22 protein-coding genes are annotated in these 21,981 nt (G+C 54.5%); 12 read left to right on the forward strand and 10 right to left on the reverse strand.

Features of this window, described 5'->3' with window-relative positions; translation table 11 throughout:
- Nucleotides 1-11: 11 nt before the first annotated feature.
- The 5 genes from DV711_RS00920 (at nucleotide 12) to DV711_RS00940 (ending at nucleotide 3,593) form a co-directional block, all read left to right on the forward strand.
- Nucleotides 12-344, forward strand: coding sequence for a 4a-hydroxytetrahydrobiopterin dehydratase (locus tag DV711_RS00920; RefSeq protein ID WP_114693775.1), 333 nt, complete (start codon nucleotides 12-14; stop codon nucleotides 342-344).
- A 135-nt stretch (nucleotides 345-479) separates the two neighbouring features.
- Nucleotides 480-1,334, forward strand: a complete 855-nt coding sequence (gene purU / locus DV711_RS00925) for a formyltetrahydrofolate deformylase (RefSeq protein WP_114693776.1) — start codon at nucleotides 480-482, stop codon at nucleotides 1,332-1,334.
- A gap of 70 nt (nucleotides 1,335-1,404) precedes the next feature.
- Nucleotides 1,405-1,815, forward strand: a complete 411-nt coding sequence (locus DV711_RS00930) for a CBS domain-containing protein (RefSeq protein ID WP_114693777.1) — start codon at nucleotides 1,405-1,407, stop codon at nucleotides 1,813-1,815.
- A gap of 154 nt (nucleotides 1,816-1,969) precedes the next feature.
- The gene (locus DV711_RS00935; RefSeq protein ID WP_114693778.1) at nucleotides 1,970-2,869 is read left to right on the forward strand and encodes a DnaT-like ssDNA-binding domain-containing protein; all 900 of its coding nucleotides are present in this window, start codon (nucleotides 1,970-1,972) and stop codon (nucleotides 2,867-2,869) included.
- Complete coding sequence (locus DV711_RS00940) at nucleotides 2,820-3,593, forward strand: replication protein P (protein WP_243633705.1); 774 nt, start codon at nucleotides 2,820-2,822, stop codon at nucleotides 3,591-3,593. Before DV711_RS00935 ends, DV711_RS00940 begins: the two co-directional genes overlap by 50 nt.
- A gap of 85 nt (nucleotides 3,594-3,678) precedes the next feature.
- Here DV711_RS00940 and DV711_RS19425 read toward each other — a convergent pair whose 3' ends face one another.
- Both DV711_RS19425 and DV711_RS00945 read right to left on the reverse strand, forming a co-directional pair.
- A complete protein-coding gene (locus DV711_RS19425; protein ID WP_165839957.1) occupies nucleotides 3,679-3,840 on the reverse strand; it encodes a hypothetical protein in 162 nt (53 codons plus the stop codon).
- Between the two features lie 278 nt (nucleotides 3,841-4,118).
- The gene (locus DV711_RS00945) at nucleotides 4,119-5,384 is read right to left on the reverse strand and encodes a patatin-like phospholipase family protein (RefSeq protein ID WP_114693780.1); all 1,266 of its coding nucleotides are present in this window, start codon (nucleotides 5,382-5,384) and stop codon (nucleotides 4,119-4,121) included.
- Nucleotides 5,385-5,792: 408 nt separating this feature from the next.
- Here DV711_RS00945 and DV711_RS00950 point away from each other — a divergent pair, with 408 nt between their 5' ends.
- Nucleotides 5,793-6,161, forward strand: a complete 369-nt coding sequence (locus DV711_RS00950) for a hypothetical protein (RefSeq protein ID WP_133297378.1) — start codon at nucleotides 5,793-5,795, stop codon at nucleotides 6,159-6,161.
- A 122-nt stretch (nucleotides 6,162-6,283) separates the two neighbouring features.
- On the opposite strand, the gene DV711_RS00955 is transcribed toward DV711_RS00950, so the two are convergent.
- Both DV711_RS00955 and gloB read right to left on the reverse strand, forming a co-directional pair.
- On the reverse strand, nucleotides 6,284-7,987 hold the full coding sequence (locus DV711_RS00955) for a LysM peptidoglycan-binding domain-containing protein (protein WP_243633706.1): 1,704 nt from the start codon (nucleotides 7,985-7,987) through the stop codon (nucleotides 6,284-6,286).
- Nucleotides 7,988-8,164: 177 nt separating this feature from the next.
- Complete coding sequence (gene gloB, locus DV711_RS00960) at nucleotides 8,165-8,956, reverse strand: hydroxyacylglutathione hydrolase (RefSeq protein WP_114693783.1); 792 nt, start codon at nucleotides 8,954-8,956, stop codon at nucleotides 8,165-8,167.
- Nucleotides 8,957-9,095: 139 nt separating this feature from the next.
- On the opposite strand from gloB, the gene DV711_RS00965 reads away from it, so the two are divergent.
- From DV711_RS00965 to DV711_RS00985, 5 genes are all read left to right on the forward strand, one after another.
- A complete protein-coding gene (locus DV711_RS00965; RefSeq protein ID WP_114693784.1) occupies nucleotides 9,096-9,950 on the forward strand; it encodes a class I SAM-dependent methyltransferase in 855 nt (284 codons plus the stop codon).
- A gap of 156 nt (nucleotides 9,951-10,106) precedes the next feature.
- Nucleotides 10,107-10,367: an OadG family protein gene (locus DV711_RS00970; RefSeq protein WP_114693785.1), complete on the forward strand. Its 261-nt coding sequence runs from the start codon at nucleotides 10,107-10,109 to the stop codon at nucleotides 10,365-10,367.
- 67 nt (nucleotides 10,368-10,434) lie between these two features.
- Complete coding sequence (gene oadA / locus DV711_RS00975; protein ID WP_114693786.1) at nucleotides 10,435-12,243, forward strand: sodium-extruding oxaloacetate decarboxylase subunit alpha; 1,809 nt, start codon at nucleotides 10,435-10,437, stop codon at nucleotides 12,241-12,243.
- Between the two features lie 16 nt (nucleotides 12,244-12,259).
- The gene (locus DV711_RS00980) at nucleotides 12,260-13,561 is read left to right on the forward strand and encodes a sodium ion-translocating decarboxylase subunit beta (protein ID WP_114693787.1); all 1,302 of its coding nucleotides are present in this window, start codon (nucleotides 12,260-12,262) and stop codon (nucleotides 13,559-13,561) included.
- An 80-nt stretch (nucleotides 13,562-13,641) separates the two neighbouring features.
- Complete coding sequence (locus tag DV711_RS00985; protein ID WP_114693788.1) at nucleotides 13,642-14,583, forward strand: LysR family transcriptional regulator; 942 nt, start codon at nucleotides 13,642-13,644, stop codon at nucleotides 14,581-14,583.
- Between the two features lie 17 nt (nucleotides 14,584-14,600).
- Here DV711_RS00985 and rnhA read toward each other — a convergent pair whose 3' ends face one another.
- Nucleotides 14,601-15,071: a ribonuclease HI gene (gene rnhA / locus DV711_RS00990; protein ID WP_243633707.1), complete on the reverse strand. Its 471-nt coding sequence runs from the start codon at nucleotides 15,069-15,071 to the stop codon at nucleotides 14,601-14,603.
- Between the two features lie 115 nt (nucleotides 15,072-15,186).
- On the opposite strand from rnhA, the gene dnaQ reads away from it, so the two are divergent.
- Nucleotides 15,187-15,906: a DNA polymerase III subunit epsilon gene (dnaQ, locus tag DV711_RS00995; protein WP_114693790.1), complete on the forward strand. Its 720-nt coding sequence runs from the start codon at nucleotides 15,187-15,189 to the stop codon at nucleotides 15,904-15,906.
- Between the two features lie 86 nt (nucleotides 15,907-15,992).
- Here dnaQ and DV711_RS01000 read toward each other — a convergent pair whose 3' ends face one another.
- From DV711_RS01000 to DV711_RS01020, 5 genes are read right to left on the reverse strand one after another with little or no spacing between them, the layout of a single operon-like run.
- Nucleotides 15,993-17,060 (reverse strand): XrtA/PEP-CTERM system-associated ATPase, encoded by a 1,068-nt coding sequence (locus tag DV711_RS01000; RefSeq protein WP_114693791.1) that lies wholly within the window; start codon nucleotides 17,058-17,060, stop codon nucleotides 15,993-15,995.
- A gap of 11 nt (nucleotides 17,061-17,071) precedes the next feature.
- Complete coding sequence (locus DV711_RS01005) at nucleotides 17,072-18,577, reverse strand: TIGR03016 family PEP-CTERM system-associated outer membrane protein (RefSeq protein ID WP_114693792.1); 1,506 nt, start codon at nucleotides 18,575-18,577, stop codon at nucleotides 17,072-17,074.
- Complete coding sequence (locus tag DV711_RS01010; RefSeq protein WP_114693793.1) at nucleotides 18,549-19,565, reverse strand: XrtA-associated tyrosine autokinase; 1,017 nt, start codon at nucleotides 19,563-19,565, stop codon at nucleotides 18,549-18,551. Before DV711_RS01010 ends, DV711_RS01005 begins: the two co-directional genes overlap by 29 nt.
- A gap of 8 nt (nucleotides 19,566-19,573) precedes the next feature.
- Nucleotides 19,574-21,229 (reverse strand): XrtA system polysaccharide chain length determinant, encoded by a 1,656-nt coding sequence (locus tag DV711_RS01015; protein WP_114693794.1) that lies wholly within the window; start codon nucleotides 21,227-21,229, stop codon nucleotides 19,574-19,576.
- Nucleotides 21,230-21,245: 16 nt separating this feature from the next.
- Nucleotides 21,246-21,890, reverse strand: coding sequence for an XrtA/PEP-CTERM system exopolysaccharide export protein (locus tag DV711_RS01020; protein WP_114693795.1), 645 nt, complete (start codon nucleotides 21,888-21,890; stop codon nucleotides 21,246-21,248).
- Between the last annotated feature and the right edge of the window lie 91 nt (nucleotides 21,891-21,981).

The following is a 21,981-nucleotide window of genomic DNA, read 5'->3' on the forward strand; positions in this document are numbered from 1 at the left end:
GGGAGGAAACGATGAGCGATTTAACCAAGCAGCATTGCGAGGCTTGCCGAGCCGATGCGCCGCGTGTGAGCGAGCAGGAGGCGCAGCAGCTGTTGTTGCAGATTCCGCAGTGGAACATTATCGAGCGTGATGGGGTGCCCAGGTTGGTGCGCCGTTTCGAGTTCAAGAATTTTGTCGATGCGCTGGCGTTCACCAATGTGGTGGGAGAGCTGGCCGAGAACCAGGGCCATCATCCGGATCTACTGACCCGCTGGGGGAGTGTCGAAGTGCAGTGGTGGACCCATAAAATTAAGGGACTGCACCGTAACGATTTTATCTGCGCGGCCCTGACCGATAGCCTGTAAGTGGGGTTGTATCGGTGTCATTTGTGCCTTTTGGGGGATAACAATAAACGGATAAGTTGCTAGAATGCCGACGGAATTCAGCCGCCATGATCTATTTTATCCGGCGGCAGCGCTTGGAGGTTGAGCAAGAGGTTTATGGAACCGCGTTACCGTTTGGTTATCTCATGCCCGGATCGGGTTGGCATCGTGGCGATGGTCAGTAATTTTCTGTCGAGTCACGGTGGCTCGATTGCCGAGGCCAGCCAGCACTCGGACAGCTCAACCGGCTGGTTCTTCATGCGCTATGAGATCAGTACCCGCAATCTGTCCTATTCGATCGAAGAGCTGCGCGAGTCCTTCGCCCCCATCGCTCAGTCTTTCAATATGACCTGGTCGTTGACCGATTCGGCCAAGCCCAAGCGGGTGGCATTGCTGGCCAGTAAGCAGGCCCACTGTCTGTCGGATCTGTTGTACCGTTATCACAGCAACGAGCTGGATTGCGAAATTCCCTGCGTCATTTCGAATCATGACGATCTGCGCAGCATGGTCGAGTGGCACGATATTCCCTACCACCATGTGCCGGTCGATAAGGACGATAAAGAACCCGCTTTTCGGGCGATGGAACAACTGATCGAGGAGCATCAGATCGATACCATCGTGCTGGCGCGTTATATGCAGATTCTGCCGCCGGCGCTGTGCGAACAGTATGCTTCGCGGGTGATCAATATCCATCACAGCTTCCTACCATCCTTTGTCGGCGCCCGGCCCTATCACCAGGCCCACGAGCGCGGTGTTAAGCTGATCGGTGCCACTTGCCACTATGTGACCGAAGAGCTCGACGCCGGGCCGATCATCGATCAGGATGTGATTCGGATCACCCATAACGACAGTGCCGAGGATATGGTGCGCCAAGGGCGTGATGTAGAGAAAACTGTGCTGGCGCGAGGGCTGCGCTGGCATCTGGAGGACCGGGTTCTGGTCCACGGCAACAAGACGGTCGTCTTTGCCTGAGTTTTGACTCTGAAGGTCAACCAGGAAGGCGATCCCACTCTGCCCCGGCAGAACTAGAAGGAGCAGTTACATGCTAAAAAGTGTCAAGGTTGAAGATTACATGACCACTCAGCTGGTTACCTTTAAACCGGAAACCGAGCTGTTCGATGCGATCAATATCTTCTCCGAGTCCAACATCTCCGGTGCACCGGTAGTGAACGACCGCGGTGAGATGATCGGTATGCTTTCTGAAGTGGACTGCCTGAAGGCGATTTTGCAGCACACTTACCATGAGGAGGAGCACGGCGGCTGTGTCGGCGACTTCATGACGGCTGAAGTTGATACCGTGGCCAGCGATGCCGATATCATCTCGTTGTCGGAGCTGTTTATCGAAGGGCGCCGCCGCCGGATGCCGGTACTGCGCGAAGGTAAACTGGTCGGACAGATCAGCCGCAAGGATATCTTGCGCGCTGTCAGCGACTTCGTTTCCAAGCAGAACTAATCACCATTGAACGCCCGGTGCCGGTGTTTTTAAGCGGCGCCGAACCGGGTGGCTTGTGTTATCATCGACGCTTTGATCAACAGGGTGGCTCAGGCCTGTCAGCGTAGCGTTGCTGTGTGGGGCTAGGGTGCTGTGCCGCCTGGTGGCGTAGTCGATGAGTTCTCTGTTTCCTGAATCTCCCATTCTGTTTTACCCCTCCCTGGGGCAGCGCTTTGGTGCTGAGCCTGCGCTGTTGTTGGCGATCTATCACCAGTACCTGCAGCATCATGGGGCTCCTGATAGCGAGGAGCGCCTGGTGGTCCGTTTGCGTCGGCGCGAATGGTTGCAGCTGGCACCGTTCTGGGATGAGGATCGCCTGGCTCAACTGACCAGCGAGTTGGTCGGGTTCGATGTGTTGGAGGCCCAGTTCCTGGCCAATGGCGCGATTCAGTTAATGTTGCCCTCCACGGGTGATCCGCAGCCCGAGTGCCAATCTGAGACAGGGCATGAGGTTGATCCGGTCGCCTATCCGGCGCCCGTCGAAGAGTCTGAGGTGGCGATCGCACCGCCGAGCGCGACTTCGAATCCGATGCCGCCAGTGGCAGTTGATCCAAGGCCGTCAACGGCGTTGGAGTCCGTGGTCAGCCGCGGGCCGGCGCCCAGCTTCGGTGGTAGTACCGGTTGGGCCAGGCCTAAAGATGACCTGGAGCGATTGTTCGAGCAGCAGGAGCGGCAGAAGCAGCAGTTGAGCGAGATTGCCCATGACTGGCAGCCTGGTGCTGATACCTTGCGACGGTTGGTTAAGAACAATATTTCCGAGGCCTTTGCGCTGGCCTGTGTTGATCAGTTCATCACGTATTATCTGGGTCAGGGAAAACGGAAGACATCCTGGGAGCAGCCCTTTATGAAATGGGTTTCACGGGAGTGGATCAGCGCTCAACAGCAACAATATCGTCAGCAGAGTCGAGATAAACAACAGGGGGCCAGCGGTGAAAGAGATCAAACACGTACTCGACAGGATAAGCGTGAACGAATCACCCGGGCGGCCATGGACATCCACAACACCGACTGGTGATCAGCAGGCCCAAGCCTCGGACCCGATTCCGGTAGAAACCAAACAGCTGGTCAATATGCTGTTTGTGCGGCTGATGACCATCTACGGCCACAAGTTCAAGAGCCTGTTCCAAGACGAGTCCGAGTTGCGAGTCGCCAAGCGTGAATGGGCGCTGAGTCTACGGGGTTATACCGAGCGCGATATCGTCGAGGCGATAGATCGTTGTAAAGAGAGCTTTGTCTGGCCGCCGACTATTGCCGAGTTCCTGCAGCTGTTGAAGCGTGATCTGGCCGAGTATGGTTTACCGGAAGTGCTGCGGGCCTATGTCGAAGCCTGCCGTTTTGCGGATAAGCCTCGGCAGCACGACTGGAGCCACCCAGCTGTCTACTATGCTGGCCGTGCCACCGATTGGTTCCGTTTGCGTACCGAAGACAAGCCGGAGGTATTTCCCGATTTCGAACACCACTACCGCCAGCTCTGCCGTCGGGTGATTGAGGGTGAATCCCTTGAAGTTCCTTTACCGCAGGCGCTGCCTGATCTGACCAGTAACAGCTTGGCGCTCTATGTTCAGCAGTGGGGAGAAAAGCAGGGTATCAGCCAGGAGCAGGCGGCAACGCTGCTCTATTACCTGCAAAAGCCCGAGGGTAGTCCGGTAAGGGAACACTTCCGGCAGCAGGCACAGTCGCGTGCCAAGGGTTGGGGATTAACGCTGAGTTTACCGGCCAAGATCGGTGAGGGTGTATAGCGAACCGATGGATTCGTTGGCGCCAATGCGAGCTCTTCAACAAAAAAAGCCGGGCTAATCCCCGGCTTTTTTGTTTCAGATGGCCTTAGGCCAGCTTGAACTCGAAACGGCGAGTGCCGTACCAGCGTGTCTGTCCCTGATCGTTCTCGATTAATACCGAGTTGCTTCCCATTTTGACGATTGTGTATTCGTAGCTGGAAGTCAGCTGATCTTCAAAACCGTCATTGCAGATGCATTCGATGATCATTACAGGCTCCTTACATCATCGTGTTTATTATTATTGGCCTGCAGTGCAAAAAAGATGAGGCCAAAAGGGCGACTGTGCCCAGTATTCACAAAACGGTAGCGTTGTTGTGCTACGCGGAATGCAGATCTGAATATACGGGTTTTCCCGAAGGGGTAAAGGGGTTTTTTACCCAACCTTGACCTTCATCTAGTTTTTTCGATTTTAAATATTTATACGTCAGATAAGTATTTGATATGCAAGGATAAAGATTGTTGCTATGTGCTTGATTTGAATGCGTTTTAGGGGTTGCTGGTAACCAGCTCTGATTTTTTGGGGGCTTCGTTGCTGGGGAGCGGGCAGGGGTCTGAGAAGAATCGCTCGATGCTGTCCCGCTCCCACATGGTGTCTTTGTATCCCAAATCAATCAGCTCCTGGCAGAAGGGTTGGGCAAACAGCAGATAACTGGCTGCCGTAGCACCGCCGCCTTTGGCCGTCGCACCGACGGCGCGCATAAAGAAGCGTAGTGTTCGAGGCAGATAACGGATTTTGCGGCCGGCAATTTTATCCAGTTCCTTAGTCGGAGAGATGATCAGGCTGTCCACCTTTTTCAGCGGCAGTCCCTGCTCAGCCCGTTTGTCGGGTTCGACCAAATCGATCAGTTCATTGATACGTTCCAGTCGTTCGATATCGCCTTCCAGTGAGTCGATAAAGGCACTGGCAAGCAGGTGGCCCATGATCTGAGCCATCGAGGGAGAATGGCGGGTGCGCCGTCGCCTGATCCAGTGCTGCGGGTTGCGGTTGCCACTGACACCGATGACGAAGACTCGCTCTGCTCCCAGGTGAAGTGCCGGGCTGATGGGGGCCAGTTGACGTAGCGCACCGTCGCCGAAATACTCGCGGTTGATATGAACCGTTGGGAAGATGGTGGGTATCGCTGACGAGGCCATCAGGTGATCGGCTCTGAGTTTGCATGCACAGCCGTTACGGCGATGCCGTTTCCAAGAGTCGATTTGAGTGCTGCCCTGATAGAAACTGACCGACTCGCCGCTGCTGTATCCCATGGCGGTCACGCTGACCGCTTCGAGTTGCCCCTGAGCAATACCGATATCGATCTGATTGAATTGGATCCGATCCTCTATCAACTGACGTAGCGGACGGTTATCCAGCAGCGCTAGTGGTTGGTGACGGCCGACGCCTTCGTTGAACAGTGAGGCTGCTAGGCGGGTTCCACCCCGAATCAAAGACCAAAGATCGGCGCGATAGATTTGAGAGGGGGTAAGGTTTTGCCAGATCTGTTCCAGATCGGAAACAGCCTCACTGAAATTCCCCGTATGGCAAGCCAGAGACAGTGCGTTGATGGCCCCGGCAGAGGTCCCGCAGATGATCGGAAAAGGGTTGGGTGCATCGGCCGGTAGAATCTGCGCCAGTGCTTTGAGGACACCGACCTGATAGGCCGCTCGGGCACCACCGCCTGACAGGATCAGCGCCCGCTTGACCGGCTCGCAGGGTTGCTCGATTTGGGTACCCCTTACTCGCCGAAAGAGTACATCAATCTTCTCTCGCATACTTTCAGTATAGCGATGCTCTGACAAATGTTAGAAAAGCCTGTTCGAACAGCTTGTTGCACAATAATACGGACTTGATGTTCCTAAAAAAATTGAGTTGAATCGGTAAAGTCCGAGGATTCTAGGTCGATACTCAAAAGTATGAATTTTGAACTATGCTTAGATGACTATGTCTGTTGCATAGAACTACGTTAGAGATGCGGTGTTTTTTCTATTGATTCTCTTGATGTTATTGACTCTTATTCAATCTGGGCACAAGATGGAATGGATCAATTTCAAGGCGCTGCATCGACTAAGGACGGTCATAGACATATCAAGTTTGTTTGGCGGGAAGCTGAGCAGAATTAGTTAATCGATCGTAGTTAACATAAGAGCCGTATTTACGATCTGTCCTGTGAGAGTCGAGCGATGGACAAGGACTTAAAATCTCTTTCTGATGTTTGGTTAGAGTTGCAACTGGTCACGATGAGTGCCGATCTATCTCCTGATGACCGTCAGCGGTTAGAGCAGTTGATGGAGCATTTGAAAGAGCACGTCAACCATAATCAGGAGGATCAGCGTAAGATGATTCTGCGCTGGTTTACTTCCCGTTTGGGCAATCGATTGTTCTCCAACCATTATCGTCAGCTGCTATTGGAACTGGCTAACCTGATGTCATCGATCTGGGTAGGCTCGCCCAACTTCAGAAGCAGTGAAGAAGTTTTGAATTGGCTTCAGGAAACCTCGGTACCCAGCAATGTTGCTCACTTGGATGAGCATCGAAAAGAGCAGGCCTAACCATCTCGATTTAAGGCTCGATGCTGGAAGTTAATGACTGAATCCTAAAAAGCCCCGCTTAGGCGAGGCTTTTTGTTATCGGCGCAGCGCAGGCTTTGGGCGCTTAGTTCGGGGGACGGTCATTAGTTCCTGATCTGGGTAACATCCACATATAGGGTCAACATCTGTCCCGGTTTCAGGTATTTGGCCTTGGCTGCCTTGCTGTTCCAACGCTTGATGTCATTTAGGCTGACATTAAACTTTCCGGCAATACGTGCAAAGGAATCCCCGGAGCGAACCCGGTAACCGATTTTCCTAACCACCTTGCGGCTGTCGTTGGAGGCAACGCTTCGGTTGGAGACAGTGCCAGCCGGTTGCCAGATCACCAGCTTCTGGCCGATCCGAAGCGGATCGCCCGGAGCCATCTGATTCCAGGCTGCCAGCTGCCGAACGCCAACCCCATGGGCTCGAGCAATTTTCCAGAAACTATCGCCAGAGCGTACTTTATAGTTGAGTTTGGCTTTGCCCGAGCGTAAAGCAATCCGCTGGTTCTTCTGCTGCTGTCGCTGTCCCTGGCTGTAGGCGTACACTCCGGCCTTGGCGGAGGCTTTGGGGATCAGTAGCATCTGACCAATTCGAATAGTATTGCCGCGCAGCTTATTGCTGGTGCGGATGGTTTCGACCGTGGTGTTATTGCGCTTGGCAATAGCGATCAGGCTGTCTCCGGAGCGGACCTTGTAGCGGGCCCAGCTGACCCGTTTTTCCGGCGGGTAGCTGTCCAGTGCATGACGGAACCCATCGGCTTTTTCGACCGGTACCAACAGTTGGTGAGGGCCTTGCGGATCGGTGGCCCACTGGTTGAAGCCAGGGTTCAGCAGGTAGAGCTCTTCGATGCTGATGTCGGCCAGCTCGGCGGCTTTGGCCAGGTCAATCTGGGAGCCGGTGTCTACGGCGGCAAAGTAGGGCCGGTTAGGTAGCGGCTTCAGGCTGAGGCCGTAGGCTTGTGGATTGTCGAACAGTTTCGCCAGCGCCAGTAGTTTGGGTACGTAGGCACTGGTCTCTTTGGGCAGCTTCAATGACCAGAAGTCGGTCGGTTTATTGCGTTCACGGTTCTTGCGGATCGCCTTGGAGACATTGCCGCCACCGGCATTATAGGCCGCCAGGGCTAGCAGCCAATCGCCATCGAAACGCTTGTTCAGCAGTTCCAGATAATCCAGTGCGGCCTTGGTTGAGGCCTGAATGTCACGTCGTCCGTCGTACCACCAGCTGTGCTTGAGTTTAAAGCGCTTGGCGGTCATCGGGATGAATTGCCAGGGTCCGGCCGCGCGGCCATGGGAGTAGGCAAAGGGGTCGTAAGCGCTCTCTACAATGGGTAACAGCGCCAGCTCAGCGGGCATACCCCGGCTGATGACCTGTTCCAATACATAGTAGTAGTAACGGCTGGCACGATCGGCCATGCGGTCGAGATACTTGGGATGACGGCTGTACCACTTCAGCTGCGATTGGATTCGTGGCTGATCGATGTTGTGGTCGAGGGCGAAGTGCTCCCGGGTGCGCTGCCAGAGATCATCACTAACCGGCTCCGTTTCAACGGATACCGACTCGGTGGTCGGCTGCTGAGCTGCGGGCTCGGCATCATTAAACTGTTGGTAGGCCGGTGTTATAACGGGTACGGCCAGCTGCTGTTCCAGCGTTGGCTTGGTGGAGGCTACGCTCGTTGAGGCTATCGATTTGGCTTCTGGCTCTGCGGTCGGTTGCGATTCTGAACCGAGCTGTGTCAGCGTCTGGCAACCATTCAGTAGCAGGCTTGAGATCAATAAGGCTAAGTATTTTGGCTGTAAATTCACCGTCCACCCCGGAGTCTTGGTTCGGGCGGATCGGGTCAGTTCCCAGCGGCCCCCTGTTTAACGTCTACAAGCAATTTGATGCAGTGCGCAGTTTAGGGAGCCGAGGGTCACCGGGTCAAGAGCGGGGCGGGGTTATCCCGGCCTGATTTGATCTGGATTGGAAAGCCTCAGATGAAATTAAAAATTGTCTTTCCAGCGCCGGATCGTGGCAAGCACCCGGGCTTCGTTGTTGCTGCAGTCAGGCTCACGCTGCTGGGCGGCGGCCATCACGCTGGGTTGATCGTAGCGCATGAACGGGTTGATACGCTTTTCTTCGGCGAGCTTGCCGGGAAGGGTTGGCAGGGACTGATCACGTAATTGTTGGCAACGCTGGATGCAGGATTGAATATCAGGGTTGTTAGGCTCAACCGCAATTGCGAAGTTGAGGTTGCTGAGGGTGTATTCATGGGCGCAGCAGATCTGGGTACTGTCGGGTAGGCCGCGGAAGAACTGCATCGCCTGATGCATCTGCTCGGCACTGCCTTCAAACAGGCGTCCGCAGCCAGCGACAAATAAGGTGTCACCACAGAACAACTGGGCTTGATCCCGCGGCCCCGTAAACGGGGTGTAGTAGGCGATATGATCCAGGGTATGGGCCGGTACACGCTTGACGTTGAGTCGCTGCCCGAGAATTTCAATCCGATCACCGTCGTTGAGAGGCTTGGTGATTGCTTGGAAAGGCGACTCGGCCGGGCCGTAGACGGTGATGTCCGGCTGCGCAGCGGTCAGTTCGGCAACGCCTCCGGTATGATCCGGATGGTGGTGGGTAATCAGAATCGCTGCCAGTTGGAGTTGATTTTGTTTCAACCACTGTTTGACCGGTTCGCTTTGCCCCGGATCGACAGCCACGGCAAGCCCCGGAGCATCTGGGCTTTGGAGCATCCAGATATAGTTGTCCTGAAAAGCAGGCAGCGGGTGCAGTTGAAACATGAATAGACTCCTGACATTTTGGATCGGTATTCTATAATTAGACGCACTTTTTAGCTTGTCCGCTACCCTGCCGAACCACTTTGTCGGTCAGTAGGTGTTGACGGGTAGTACCCATGATCAGCGACAGGTTGTAGTTGATATGTTAGTAAGCACAACCAATCCATCATCTCCCTCACTGGCGAAGTTGCGCCAGCCCATCAAGCAATGGTTTGAAACTGAGCTGGGTCAGCAGTTGCTGGCGACCGAGCAGCAATTGCTCGATCAGGTCACTCCGCGGTTATTTGGCTATCACCTGCTACAGATCAGCGTGCTGGATCTGCCCGATTTGACCCGGGGGTCTCCGGCTGGGCATCGCTTTATGTTGGCCGCCGAGATGGATGGGGAGCTGGCTCCGAATACGCTGGTCGGGGATATGGAGAGCCTCCCGCTTGCCAACGAATGCATTGATGCGGTGGTTCTACATCATGCTCTCGATTTTGCCCAAAGCCCACATGATGCGCTGCGTGAAGCGATCAGAGTGTTGCGTCCCGGTGGCCGGTTGATCATTATCGGCTTCAATCCCCATAGCTTCTGGGGCTTGCACCGGTTGTGGAAACGAAAGTCCAAGCAGGTACCCTGGGTTGGCCATTTTATGGCACGGCGGCGAATGCATGACTGGCTCAAATTATTGGAGATGAAATCTGAACGGGCTGACTCCGGATTCTTTCGTCCGCCCTGGCATAGTTCCCGGTGGATGGACCGGATGCAGTTCTGCGAGCGCTGGGGGCAGCGTTCCCATTCACTGAATGGTGCCTTCTGGATGCTGACGGCTTGCAAGGAGACCGGTGCGGCGGCTACGGTTGGGCAAAGCTGGAAACGGCGCTTTGTCTTCCCGCTGCCCGTGGCGCAGTCGAGTCGAGTTGGTCGAGGTGGCGTAGCCGATAAAGCCGGAACTGCTCGTATCTATCCCTTCCCAAGGCTTTCGAGCTCCGGTACCCCATCGAAAGATCGCTAAGCCAGCACAAATCAGGATAAGTTTTTATTTATTCTCGATATCAATATTATTAATTATATTTTATGATCCTGAGTCGCTATCTTATTCGACCACTATAACAACCGGCAAAGCTTCTAGGCTTGGCTGAACCTAACTCGATCGATGCAGGAGATAACGATGGAAGCGAACAACCTGATTAACGAAGGTCTGACGCTGATGGTATTTGGCATGGGCTTCGTTTTCGTATTCCTGACCCTGTTGGTTTTTGCCACTGGATTTATGTCCAAGATGGTTGGGAAGTATCTTCCTGAACCGGTTCCTGCTGCTCCCAAGGCAGCACCGCAAGCCGCACCCGCTGCGGCAGTGGATAATGCGCAATTGATCGCGGTGATCTCGGCGGCTATCCGTCAACATCGTGAGCGCCACCCTCGCAAGTGATGCGTTTAAATTTACGCTCTTCAGATTGTAAACCTTCGAAAGACTCGGAATTAAAAGGCCTGTGACCATGACCGATACTAAGAAACCACTGGGTATTACCGATGTTGTGCTGCGTGATGCGCACCAATCTCTGTTTGCAACGCGTATGCGTATCGAAGATATGCTGCCGATTGCTGAGAAGCTGGATCAGGTTGGCTATTGGTCCCTGGAAAGCTGGGGTGGTGCAACCTTCGATTCCTGCATCCGCTTTATCGGTGAAGATCCGTGGGAGCGTATCCGCGAACTGAAAAAAGTAATGCCGAACACCAAGCAGCAGATGCTGTTCCGGGCGCAGAACATTCTGGGTTACCGCCACTACGCCGATGACGTTGTGACCAAGTTCGTCGAGCGTGCGCACACCAACGGTGTTGACGTATTCCGTGTGTTCGATGCGATGAACGACGCTCGCAACATGGGCACTGCGCTGCAGGCGGTTAAGAAGGTTGGTGGACATGCTCAGGGCACTATCTCCTACACCAAGAGTCGTGTTCACACCACCGAGATGTGGGTCGACTTTGCCCGTCAGCTTGAAGATATGGGCGCTGACTCCATCGCGATCAAGGATATGTCCGGTATCCTGACGCCATATGATGCCTACGATCTGGTTACTCGACTGAAGTCCCAGACCGACCTGGAAGTGCATCTGCACGCCCACGCGACTTCCGGTCTGTCCGATATGACCATCCTGAAAGCGGCTGAAGCCGGTATCGATCGCGTCGATACTGCTATCTCCTCCATGTCGATGACCTACGGCCACAGCGCCACCGAGTCTATCGTCGCTGCGCTGGCCGGTACCGACCGTGACACTGGTCTGGATCTGGAGAAGATCGAAGAGATTGCGGCTTACTTCCGTGAAGTTCGGAAGAAGTACGCCAAGTTCGAAGGTTCTCTGAAGGGCACCGATTCTCGCATTCTGGTTGCTCAGGTGCCGGGTGGCATGCTGACCAACATGGAAAACCAGCTCAAAGAGCAGGGCGCAGCCGACAAGTTCGACGACGTTCTGGCAGAAATTCCGCGTGTTCGTGAAGATCTGGGTCTGATTCCGCTGGTAACTCCGACCTCTCAGATCGTTGGTACCCAGGCGGTAATCAACGTGCTGACCGGCGAGCGTTACAAGAGCATCTCCAAAGAGACCGCCGGTATCCTCAAGGGTGAGTACGGTGCTGCACCGGCTGAATTCAATAAAGAACTTCAAGCCCGTGTTCTGGACGGTGCCGAGCCGGTCACCTGTCGCCCGGCAGACCTGCTGGAACCTGAACTGGAGAAGCTGACCGAAGAGCTGCGTGAGCTGTCTAAGAAGAACGGCTTCCGCCTCGAGTCCGGTGAACGTGAGATCGACGACGTGCTGACTTACGCACTGTTCCCGCAGATCGGCCTGAAGTTCCTTGAAAATCGTGGCAATGCCGACGCCTTTGAGCCGGCACCGACTCTGGAAGACGCGACTGCGGCTCCGGCTGCTGCTGTTCCGGCGGGCCAGGAAGATGTCTACACCGTCAACGTCAACGGCCAGAGCTATGTCGTTCAGGTTACCGAAGGTGGTGACGTTGCTGCTCTGGCGGCGACTGGCGCCGCACCTGCTGCTGCTCCGGCTGCTGCACCTGCCGCTGCTCCGGCTCCGACCGGTGGCGAGCCGGTTGCCGCGCCGCTGGCCGGTAACATCTGGAAGGTGGAAGTCTCTGCCGGTCAGGTCGTCGAAGAAGGTGATGTGCTGATCATCTTGGAAGCGATGAAGATGGAAACCGAAGTCCGTGCCGCCAAGTCCGGCACTGTCGGTAGCATCTCCGTCAAAGAAGGTGATTCAGTGGCAGTAGGGGACACCCTGCTGACTCTGGCGTAAGGGTAGGCGCGGTCTCATGGAAAAACTGATCCTGCTGTTCACCAGCTCTGGTCTGTTCAATATTCAGATCGGCCAGGCGGTGATGATCATCGTCGGCCTATTGCTTCTGTTCCTGGCCATCAAGAAGAACTTTGAGCCGCTGCTGCTGGTCCCGATCGGGTTTGGCGGCATCATGGCCAACATCCCGGAAGCGGGTCTGGCTTTCTCAGCGGTGGAAAACGCCCTGAACCTGGGTGGTCCTGAGGTGGTCTCATCGATCGCCCAGGCGCTGGGTCTGGACGCGGGCGCCGAGCCTAAGGCGATCAAAGAAGCTTACGCTAATGCCAGCGCAGCTCCTCATCTGTTGGCGGTGCAGACCGCGGCTGATTCGGGCTACAACAACGGCATGCTGTATAACTTCTACACCGTGGCCATTGCCAGTGGCGCTGCGCCGCTGCTGATCTTCATGGGTGTGGGCGCGATGACCGATTTCGGTCCGCTGCTGGCCAATCCGAAGACGCTGTTCCTCGGTGCGGCCGCTCAGTTCGGTATCTTTGCGACCGTATTGGGTGCGGTAGGTCTGACTTCGCTGGGTCTGATGGACTTCAGCATTCAGGACGCAGCCGCAATCGGCATCATCGGTGGTGCCGATGGTCCGACAGCGATCTACGTGGCCAGTTTGCTGGCACCGCATCTGCTGGGTGCGATCGCGGTAGCTGCCTACTCTTACATGGCTCTGGTTCCGATGATTCAGCCGCCTATCATGCGTGCGCTGACCAACCCGGAAGAGCGTAAGCTGCAGATGACTCAGCTGCGTCACGTCAGCAAGACCGAGAAGATCTTCTTCCCGCTGGTTTTGCTGCTGCTGGTTGCGATGCTGCTGCCGGATGCGGCACCGCTACTGGGTATGTTCTGCTTCGGTAACCTGATGCGTGAGTGTGGTGTGGTCGAGCGTCTGAGCGATACCGCCCAGAATGCACTGATCAACATCGTTACCATCTTCCTGGGTCTGTCGGTCGGCTCCAAGCTGAGCGCGGAGAAGTTCCTGGACCTGAACACGCTGGGTATTCTGTTGCTGGGTATGGTTGCCTTCGGTATCGGTACCGCGGCGGGTATTCTGATGGCTAAACTGATGAATAAGCTCAGCAGTACGCCGATCAACCCGCTGATTGGTTCTGCCGGTGTATCGGCTGTACCGATGGCGGCGCGAGTGTCGAACAAGCTGGGTCTGGAAGCGAACCCGCAGAACTTCCTGCTGATGCACGCAATGGGCCCCAACGTGGCTGGTGTTATCGGTTCAGCGGTTGCTGCCGGTGTGATGATCAAGTTTGTCGGCTAGTATCGCCACAAGCGTAAATCTGCGAACAGGGGCCTCTTGGCCCCTGTTTTGTCTTTGATACCGATGACAGTGAGACTGCGATGAAAATGACCCTGCGCCAGCTGTCGCTGTTTGAGTGTGTGGCTCGACACATGAGTTACACCAAGGCGGCAGAGGAGAAGCACCTGACCCAGCCAGCGGTCAGTATCCAGATCAAGCAGCTGGAAGAGCACGTCGGGCTGCCGCTATTCGAATATATCGGCAAGAAACTGTACCTGACCGATGCCGGTCGTGAATTGCAGCAGGCTTGCCATGATGTATTCCAGCGGATGGAAAATCTGGAGATGGCGCTGACCCAGATGAAGGGTGGGATGCACGGTAATCTGCGGATTGCGACGGTAACCAGTGCTAAGTATTTTGCCCCCCACCTGATCGGTGAGTTCAATCGTCACTATCCGGATGTTGATTTGAGTCTGGTGGTCACCAACCGGAACAATGTGGTCCAGCGATTGGCCAATAACGAAGATGATCTGGTGCTGATGGCCCAGGTACCGCGCGATATGAAACTGAAAGTGTATCCGATTCTGGATAACCCGATGTTTCCCGTCGTGGCTCCGGGGCATCCGCTGGCCGGCCAGAAGAGTGTTCCGATCGAGGCGTTGACCCAAGAGCGTTTTCTGACGCGAGAACAGGGCTCCGGCTCACGCAAGGCGATTGAGGATCACTTTAAGGAGCATGGTCTCAAGCTGGAGCAGACCATGGAACTGGGGAGTTCTGAGACGATCAAGCAGGGCGTCATGGCCGGTCTAGGTATCTCGGTGCTGTCGCGCTTCAGTATGGCGCTGGAGCTTGCTACTGGATGCCTGGTTGATGTGGATGTGGATTCCTTCCCGATCGTGCGGACCTGGTGTCTGGTTCATCCTGCCGAGAAGCGACTGTCACCGGCTGCGCAGGCGTTCGTTGACTATTTCCTCAGCAATGAGGGGCAGGTTAAAGAGGCGATCAGTAATCGCTTTATGGGGGCTGAGCTACCCCATAGCTGATTATGGCTTCGGCGGGTTCAGCCGTTGAAGCCTTTATCTTCCAGATGAGGGCCGTTTTCTGCGGCTTCGCGCGCTAGATCATCGACGCGCTCGTTTTCCGGGTGGCCGCTATGGCCCTTGACCCAGCGCCAGTTGACCTCGTGCTTATTGCACTCCTCGTCCAGTCGCTGCCACAGGTCTTTATTCTTGACCGGCTTCTTGTCGGCGGTTTTCCAACCTTTGCGTTTCCAGCCGTGAATCCATTGGGTGATCCCTTGGCGGACGTACTGGCTGTCGGTGGTCAGCGTGACCTGGCAAGGTTCGGTGAGTACGGCCAGCGCTTCGATAGCGGCCAGTAGCTCCATCCGGTTGTTGGTGGTCAGGCGGAAACCTTGACTCAGTTCTTTATTGTGGTCTTTGTAGATCAGCAACGCACCGTAGCCTCCGGGGCCGGGATTGCCCAGGCAGGAGCCATCGGTAAAGGCTTGAATGTGTTTGGTTTCGCTCAACATGGTTCTCCCTTATAGAGCAGCGCATTGTAGCCAGTTGGGCTGTGATAAGATAGCGCCCGAAGTCGCCGATATCGGGCGGCCTTCAATACAGATTTGGAAGATGAGAAACGCGATGCGGCAGATAGTACTGGATACGGAAACCACTGGCATAGAACCACGAGAAGGCCACCGGATTATCGAGATCGGTGGGGTCGAGATGATTGACCGAAAACTAACCGGTAAAACCTATCACCGCTATATCAACCCGCAGCGGGATGTACCCGAAGATGCGATTGCCGTTCACGGTATCACCAACGAGTTTCTCGAAGATAAACCATTTTTTGCCGATGTGATGCATGAGTTCCAGGAGTTTATCCGTGGTGCCGAACTGGTGATCCATAACGCGCCCTTCGATGTCGGCTTTCTGAACCACGAGTTTATGCTGGTGGATCCGCAGGCTCAGCGGGTTGAGGACCTGGCAGGCGTGCTGGATACCCTGGCGATGGCGCGCAAAATGCGTCCTGGCCAGCGCAACACTCTGGATGCGCTCTGTAAGCATTACATGATCGATAACTCCCAGCGGACCCTGCACGGCGCCTTGCTCGACTCCGAGATCCTTGCCGATGTTTATCTGATGATGACCGGTGGCCAGACCAGTCTGATGTTGGGGCATAGCGGAGACAGTGATGGCGTGGCCACCGCCATTCAGCGGGTGGAGGCCGGACGGTATAACCTGATGGTGGCCGGGCTCTCAGATCAGGAGCAGTTAGCCCATGAGCAGATGCTCGACCGGGTAGATAAAAAGAGTGGTGGGTCGATCTGGCGTCAGCTGGAGCAAGAAGGCGTCCACTGACTGGGCGTTTGAATGTGAACGATCAATGAAGAGGGGGCCTGTTGGGCCCCCTCTTCATTGGGTCTGCTTCGCGTAGATCAGCCGTCTTAATTGTCCAGTTCGGCGATCTTTTGCTTAAGCTTTTTATCGAGGGTACGGATCATGTCGATCTTCTCCTCCAGGGTTTCGCTCAGATAGCCGTTAATCGAAGCGATCTTGTGGTGGATCTCCTGCAGTTGATCCAAATCGACTTCGGCAACCGGGGTTGGAGAGGTTGCTGAGGGGGGCGAGGGAGCGGCTGAAGGAGCCATAGGTTGGCTCGGGCTCGGGACTACAGCCGTTCGCATCGGTGCCACCTGGGGACTGAGTTCTTCTGCCAACTCTTCCGCCACGGTATTGACCGCATCAACATTGATCAGGTTGATCTCTTCAAGAAAGCAGAACAGCAGCAGTCGGTCGCAGAAGATATTGATTCGACGGGGGACGCCACCGGTGTGCTTGTGGATGGTGGCAAAGCTGAGGTCCGAGAATTTCGGATTCTGGGCCCAGCCGGCGACCGAAAGGCGCCAGAGGATATATTCCTTCACCTCTGCCGGCGCCAGGGGTTTGAGATGGCACGAAGCGATGATCCGTTGTCGGAACTGTTCCATGCTGGGCTGTTGAATAATCGCCCGCAGCTCCGGTTGCCCGAGCAGGAAACTCTGGAGCAGGGGGCCATCGGTGATCTGAAAATTGGACAGCATCCGAAGCTCTTCGATCGCGCCAGCCGGGAGGTTCTGCGCTTCGTCGACCACCAGTAATACCCGTTTACCGGCCTGATAGGCCGATTGCAGGAAGTCATGGAACTGCTGTAACAGGACCGCTTTGGCTTTGTTTTCCGCCGGTAAGCCGAACGAGCTGCAGATCATCCGCAGCAGGTCATCCGCTTCCAGCTTGGTGGTGACCAGTTGGGCGGCAATCACGTTGTGATTATCGATATTCTTCAGCAGATTACGCATCAGTGTGGTCTTACCGGTACCGACTTCGCCGGTGATCACGATAAAACCTTCTCCCTGGCCAAGGCCGTACTGAAGGTAGGACAGCGCCCGCTTATGGCCGCTGCTGGAGAAGAAAAAATCGGGGTCCGGACTAAGCTGGAAAGGCTTCGTGATTAGTCCGAAATGGGATTCATACATATTAAGTCCCGTCAGAAACTGTGGTTGAAGTTGATACCGCCGCCAAACTCCTTGTACTCGCGGCTGGCATCATCCGAGTTTCGGTTTTGGTAACTTACAACGGTACTCAGCCTGGACTTGCTGCTGAGTCGGTAAGTCCACCCGAGGGTTACCTGGTTTAGATAATCACGCACCTGGCCGCTGGCATTGGTGTCCGGTTCCAGTGATGACCAGGTGTAGCCCAACCGGACATCACTGCGACCGGAAAGCCGCAGCCCTAAATTACTGTTAAACCCAAGGTCTTTCTCTTCACGGCCGCTACCATCTTGAAATTCGCGTTCGGTTACAAAAGCTCCTACTGATAGGGTGGTCTTGCTTTTTCGGTAGGTCATGTCGGCGCTAAGTGAGTTTGAAATAAAGCGCCCTTCAACCAGAGAGGGGACTTGGGCTCCAATACCAAAAACCTGTTCATTAGGTCCGGGTACAGGATTTTCACCGGGAGCGACAAAGCGACAGTCAGAGAGGCTAATAGAGGCACCGCTAGGGCAGACCAGTGAACCAACAGTGGTAATCTGGAGTATCTGACTTCGAACGTCGGTTAATGATTGTTGGTACGATACGCTCCAAGCTGTTGATTTTCTACGGTGACTCAAGGCTATGCTGCGGCTGTTGCCTGTCTGAATTCGACTGCTGTAGTAACCATTTAAACTGGTGCGGGCCGTTGGGGTCCAGGTTAAGCCTGTAGACCAGAAGGATCCTTTCTCTGCATCGTCATTTGTTGGATTAGCTTGCTTATTGTCGACGTACCCGCCACCTAGACGAACGTCCACTTGCGGGCTATAACGATAGCCTAGTTGTCCCTCGACCAACTCTTCCTGAGTTTCACTGTTGCTCCCTTCTGCTTTGGTTGTATTCTGTCTCAGCTCGAGGTTCCAATACAGTTTATTGGGATTGTTCTTTGTATCGACAAAGATATTGTATTTAAACCCTTCGCTATCTTCTGCGCCTTTTTCGAAAACAACCGAATCGTAAGTGCCGGAAATGCCGATATTGGTATATTCGCCAATGCGTTGAGTCCAAGTCGGCGTGATAGCTATTGCCAGAGTGTTGGTAAAGTTATCAGGAGCGATGCCACCGCCTCCGGAGTCGCGATTGTCGATCAACTGTTGGCGGGCTGTTGCACGTGTGTCGAGTGTAAGTCGATTTTCGACTAACTCCATGTTGGCAAAGGCATTAAGATTATGATCGTGACTATCATTTTCTCGGCTGGTGGAGTAACTGCGTAAATTAACTCGGTAATTCACCCCCAGGTCCAGGCCCTTACCGCTTCGACTGATTGCCACGCCAGGGCTGGCGCGGTAGATAAAGGTATCGACCTTGTCAGTGTCATCCAGATTCAGGTTGTCGGTATACTCCAGTCCCAATCCGAGAGTCGGGTTGATGCTCCAGTCTTTCGTCTCTTCCGCTAGCGCTGGCAGTACAACGACAGTAAGACTCAGCAGCGACAGCTTAGCTGCTGCTTGCGTAATAGTAGCCATAGTACTCCCTTCTTCGACTCTTGGACTTATTCAGTACTAGACCGATCGCCATATTGGGATCGAGTAGACTCAGTGCCTGTTGCAGTTGCGCATGGGTAGTGCGCTCTTCTTCAACGACTACGACAGCCTGACCGGTCATTTGAGCCAGGACGTTAGTCTCGCTGGCGCCTAGTAATGGTGACGTATCGAAAATAACTATCCGGTCTGGATAGCGGTCTGACAACTCATCCATAAACCGCTTCATCTTTTCACTGGCAATAAATTCGTTGGAGTGGTGATGACGTCGACCAGCGGTGATCAGCTTCAGGTTGGGGATATTGGTGTTGAACATAATATCCTCAACTTCTGCATTTCCGGTGAGGTAATCCATCAGCCCCAGCTGGCCATCCGGTATGCCAAGGCGCTCGCAGATATGGGGTTTGATGACATCGGCATCTACTAACAGAACTTTTCTGTCTTCTTCCAGTGCCATGCTGATGGCAAGGTTGACCGTGGTGTAAGTTTTACCTTCGCCCGAAAAACTACTAGTAACCAACACTAGGTTCGGTCGGGTCAGGGTTGTTGAGCCTGCACCGAAGGCATTGTTCAGCAGAGGACGCTTGATGTAACGATACTCTTCTTTGATGTGGGTGAAGGTTTCGTTGGGTGTCACCATACCGAGGCTTTCGAGCCGTTCAATGTCGATCTCGACTAATTGGTCGGGCCTGCTGGCAGGCGCCTCCATGGCGTCTTGTCTGTTGGGTTGCTCCTCTTGGCTGCCGTTATTGGATAACAGATCAGCAGGTACCTCAGGCGCAGTCATCGGTTGCAACGGTGGTGGACCGGAACGATGGGTCTTAAGTTTTGGTTTTAGCGGTGCTTCGGCGACGGGCCCATCAAGATCGACCTTCTCTTCTCCGATCAATGGTGCTGTCTGCTGATCCTGCTGGAGTGACTTTTCCCGTTCCAGCTGGCGCTGTTTCTCCAGGGCTTTCTCAATCGTACTCATGTCGCCCCCTAAAACTTGTTGACGAAATTGATCAACAGCTGCTTCGCCTTCAAGTAATAGGCGTTGACGTGGGTCGGCATGTCCGGTAACAGGGACGCGACCTTGCTGTTGAGGTCCGGGAATAGCTGTAACAGCAATATGCCGGCGTAGGAACCGACCAGGGCGATGGTCAGCACGACAAATAACAGGGTTCTTTTACGGTGGTGACGAGCCGCTTCAACATCGCTATAGACCGCCACCGAGCCGAGAACCGGAATTCCGGTCACCGCATTGAGTTGCTTGCTGGAGAAGAAAACCGGTCGAACTTGGCTAATCAGGAAGGCAACCCCTAGTCCTATTGCCAGTCCTGTCGCCAACACCGCTGAAAGCAGTAAGGGGCGATTCGGACCGGTGGGGGTGGTTGGGGTACGGGGGGGGTCGATAATCCGGAACTGGAAGCTGTCGGCGCTGACTTCGGCTTGCTGGGAAAGTCGGGCGGACTCGCGACGATTCAACAGCTCGTTGTACTTCTCCTGGGTGATAGAGTAGCCCCGCTCTAAGGCTTTGAGCTCAGCTTCGATATCAGGAATGCTGTTGATTTTTGATTCGAGTGCTTTCAGCTGTGCGCCATAAGTGTTCCGGCGCACCTGCAGCGAACTGACATTGGACTCCTCGCGGGCCAGTGCCAGCTTCAATTCCTGATAAACCGGGTTTTCATTGAGTCCGCCACCGCGCTGGGCATTGATGGTTTCGAGCTCCTCTCGACGCTCCTCCAGCTCCTTCTCACGCTTTTGTTGAAGGTCGTCAAGGATCCGCTGGGTCTCTTTAATATCCGGATGGATATTGGTGTACTTGAGGCGTAACTCGTCGAGGTTGTTTTCCAGTGTCTCAATTCGTCGATCAAAACTGGAAGTCATATTAAAGGAACCCAGGCTGTCCTGCATGATGCCGAAAGTGGGTTGCTCCCCGGCTAGCTGCTTGGCAAGCGACTTGCGCCGGGTTTGGGCTTCGCGGAGTTCCAAGTCAACACTCGAGATGGTTCCTTTGAGATGTTCAACGCGGGAGTAATAGCCCCCACCGGCGCTCATTAGCTCAAAATTGACTTTTTTGAACTCTTTGAGTTTATTGTCCGCCTCATTGAGTCGGGATTCATACTCCTGGATCTGGCGGTCCAGGAAATTTGTTGCGACATCCGTATCCTCGCGTTTGTCCCCCAGAGTATTCTCCACCAGAGTGGTCAACGTGGCCTGTACGACGCTCTTAGCTTCGTCGGCTGAGCTGCTGTGGTAGCCGATCACATAAATATTATCGCGACCGGCTGTACTCAGCTTCAGCCCTGACTGCAACTCGGTTATGACTAGGTCGAACTCCTCGTCGTTCTGGGTCTTAATATCCAAGTCGGAAAGGCGGGCGATTTTTTCCAGATTAGGGCGCGTAAACAGCGTCTTTACAATCAGTTGTATCTGTTGTGTCGGATTGGTTTGAATCGTGAGCCCCCTTAGCAGGGGAGAAAGCAATGATTGGGTATCGACGTAGACTTTTGCTTGAGACTGAAACTGATCCGGGTATTTCAGCACGAAGGGCCAGCCAACAACGCAGACCATCCACGCGATCAGCACCGCAATCCAGCGGTGCAACCATACGCCATAAACCAGTTGCTTAAGCTGCTCTAGAAGCTCCTGCATAACAGCCTAATCTCTCTTAAAACCAGGATTCTGGGATGATTACGATATCTCCCGGCAACAGGTTGACGTTGGCGCTGATGTCACCGCCTTGGATCAGATCCTTGATACGGATGCCGTACTGTTTTTGTTCACCATCGACGATACGTACCACGCTGGCGCCGTTACCGTCGGCAAATTCGGTCAATCCTCCGACGGAGATCATAACGTCAAGGAGGGTCATATCTTCACGGTAGGCCAGTGCCTGAGGTTCGCTGGCTTCGCCGATAATGCGAACCTGCTCGGAGTAGGGGCCGACAAAGCCACCGACCAATACTGTGACAATCGGTTCTTTGATATAGACACTCAGTTGTTCTTCTATCTTGCGGGCGATCTCGGTCGAGGTCAGACCGCTGACTGGGATATCTTCAACCAGAGGGGTGGTAATCTTACCGTCAGGACGGACGGTTACACCCTGTGATACTTCAGGGTTACGCCAGACAAAAATATTCAGGCTGTCGCCAGGACCGACCCGATAATCGTATTGGTCTGGGTCGGTGGTCAGGGGCTGTTTGGCGATGGAACTTTCAAGGGGAGGATAAGAGTTACTGGAGCATCCGGCCATTACCAGCGCAAGGCCAACGGCGGCGATCCGAGTTGACCACTGCTTGCATATTCCATTCATAGTCAGGTTTCTCCTGCATCTTATTGGCGTCTAGGTTTCCGTACCCGCAAAGAATAGCATCAAATATCTTGAGTGAAACTCTTTGCCCGCC

Source organism: Motiliproteus coralliicola, from assembly GCF_003345655.1.
In the GTDB taxonomy this organism is placed as follows: Bacteria; Pseudomonadota; Gammaproteobacteria; order Pseudomonadales; family Balneatricaceae; genus Motiliproteus; species Motiliproteus coralliicola.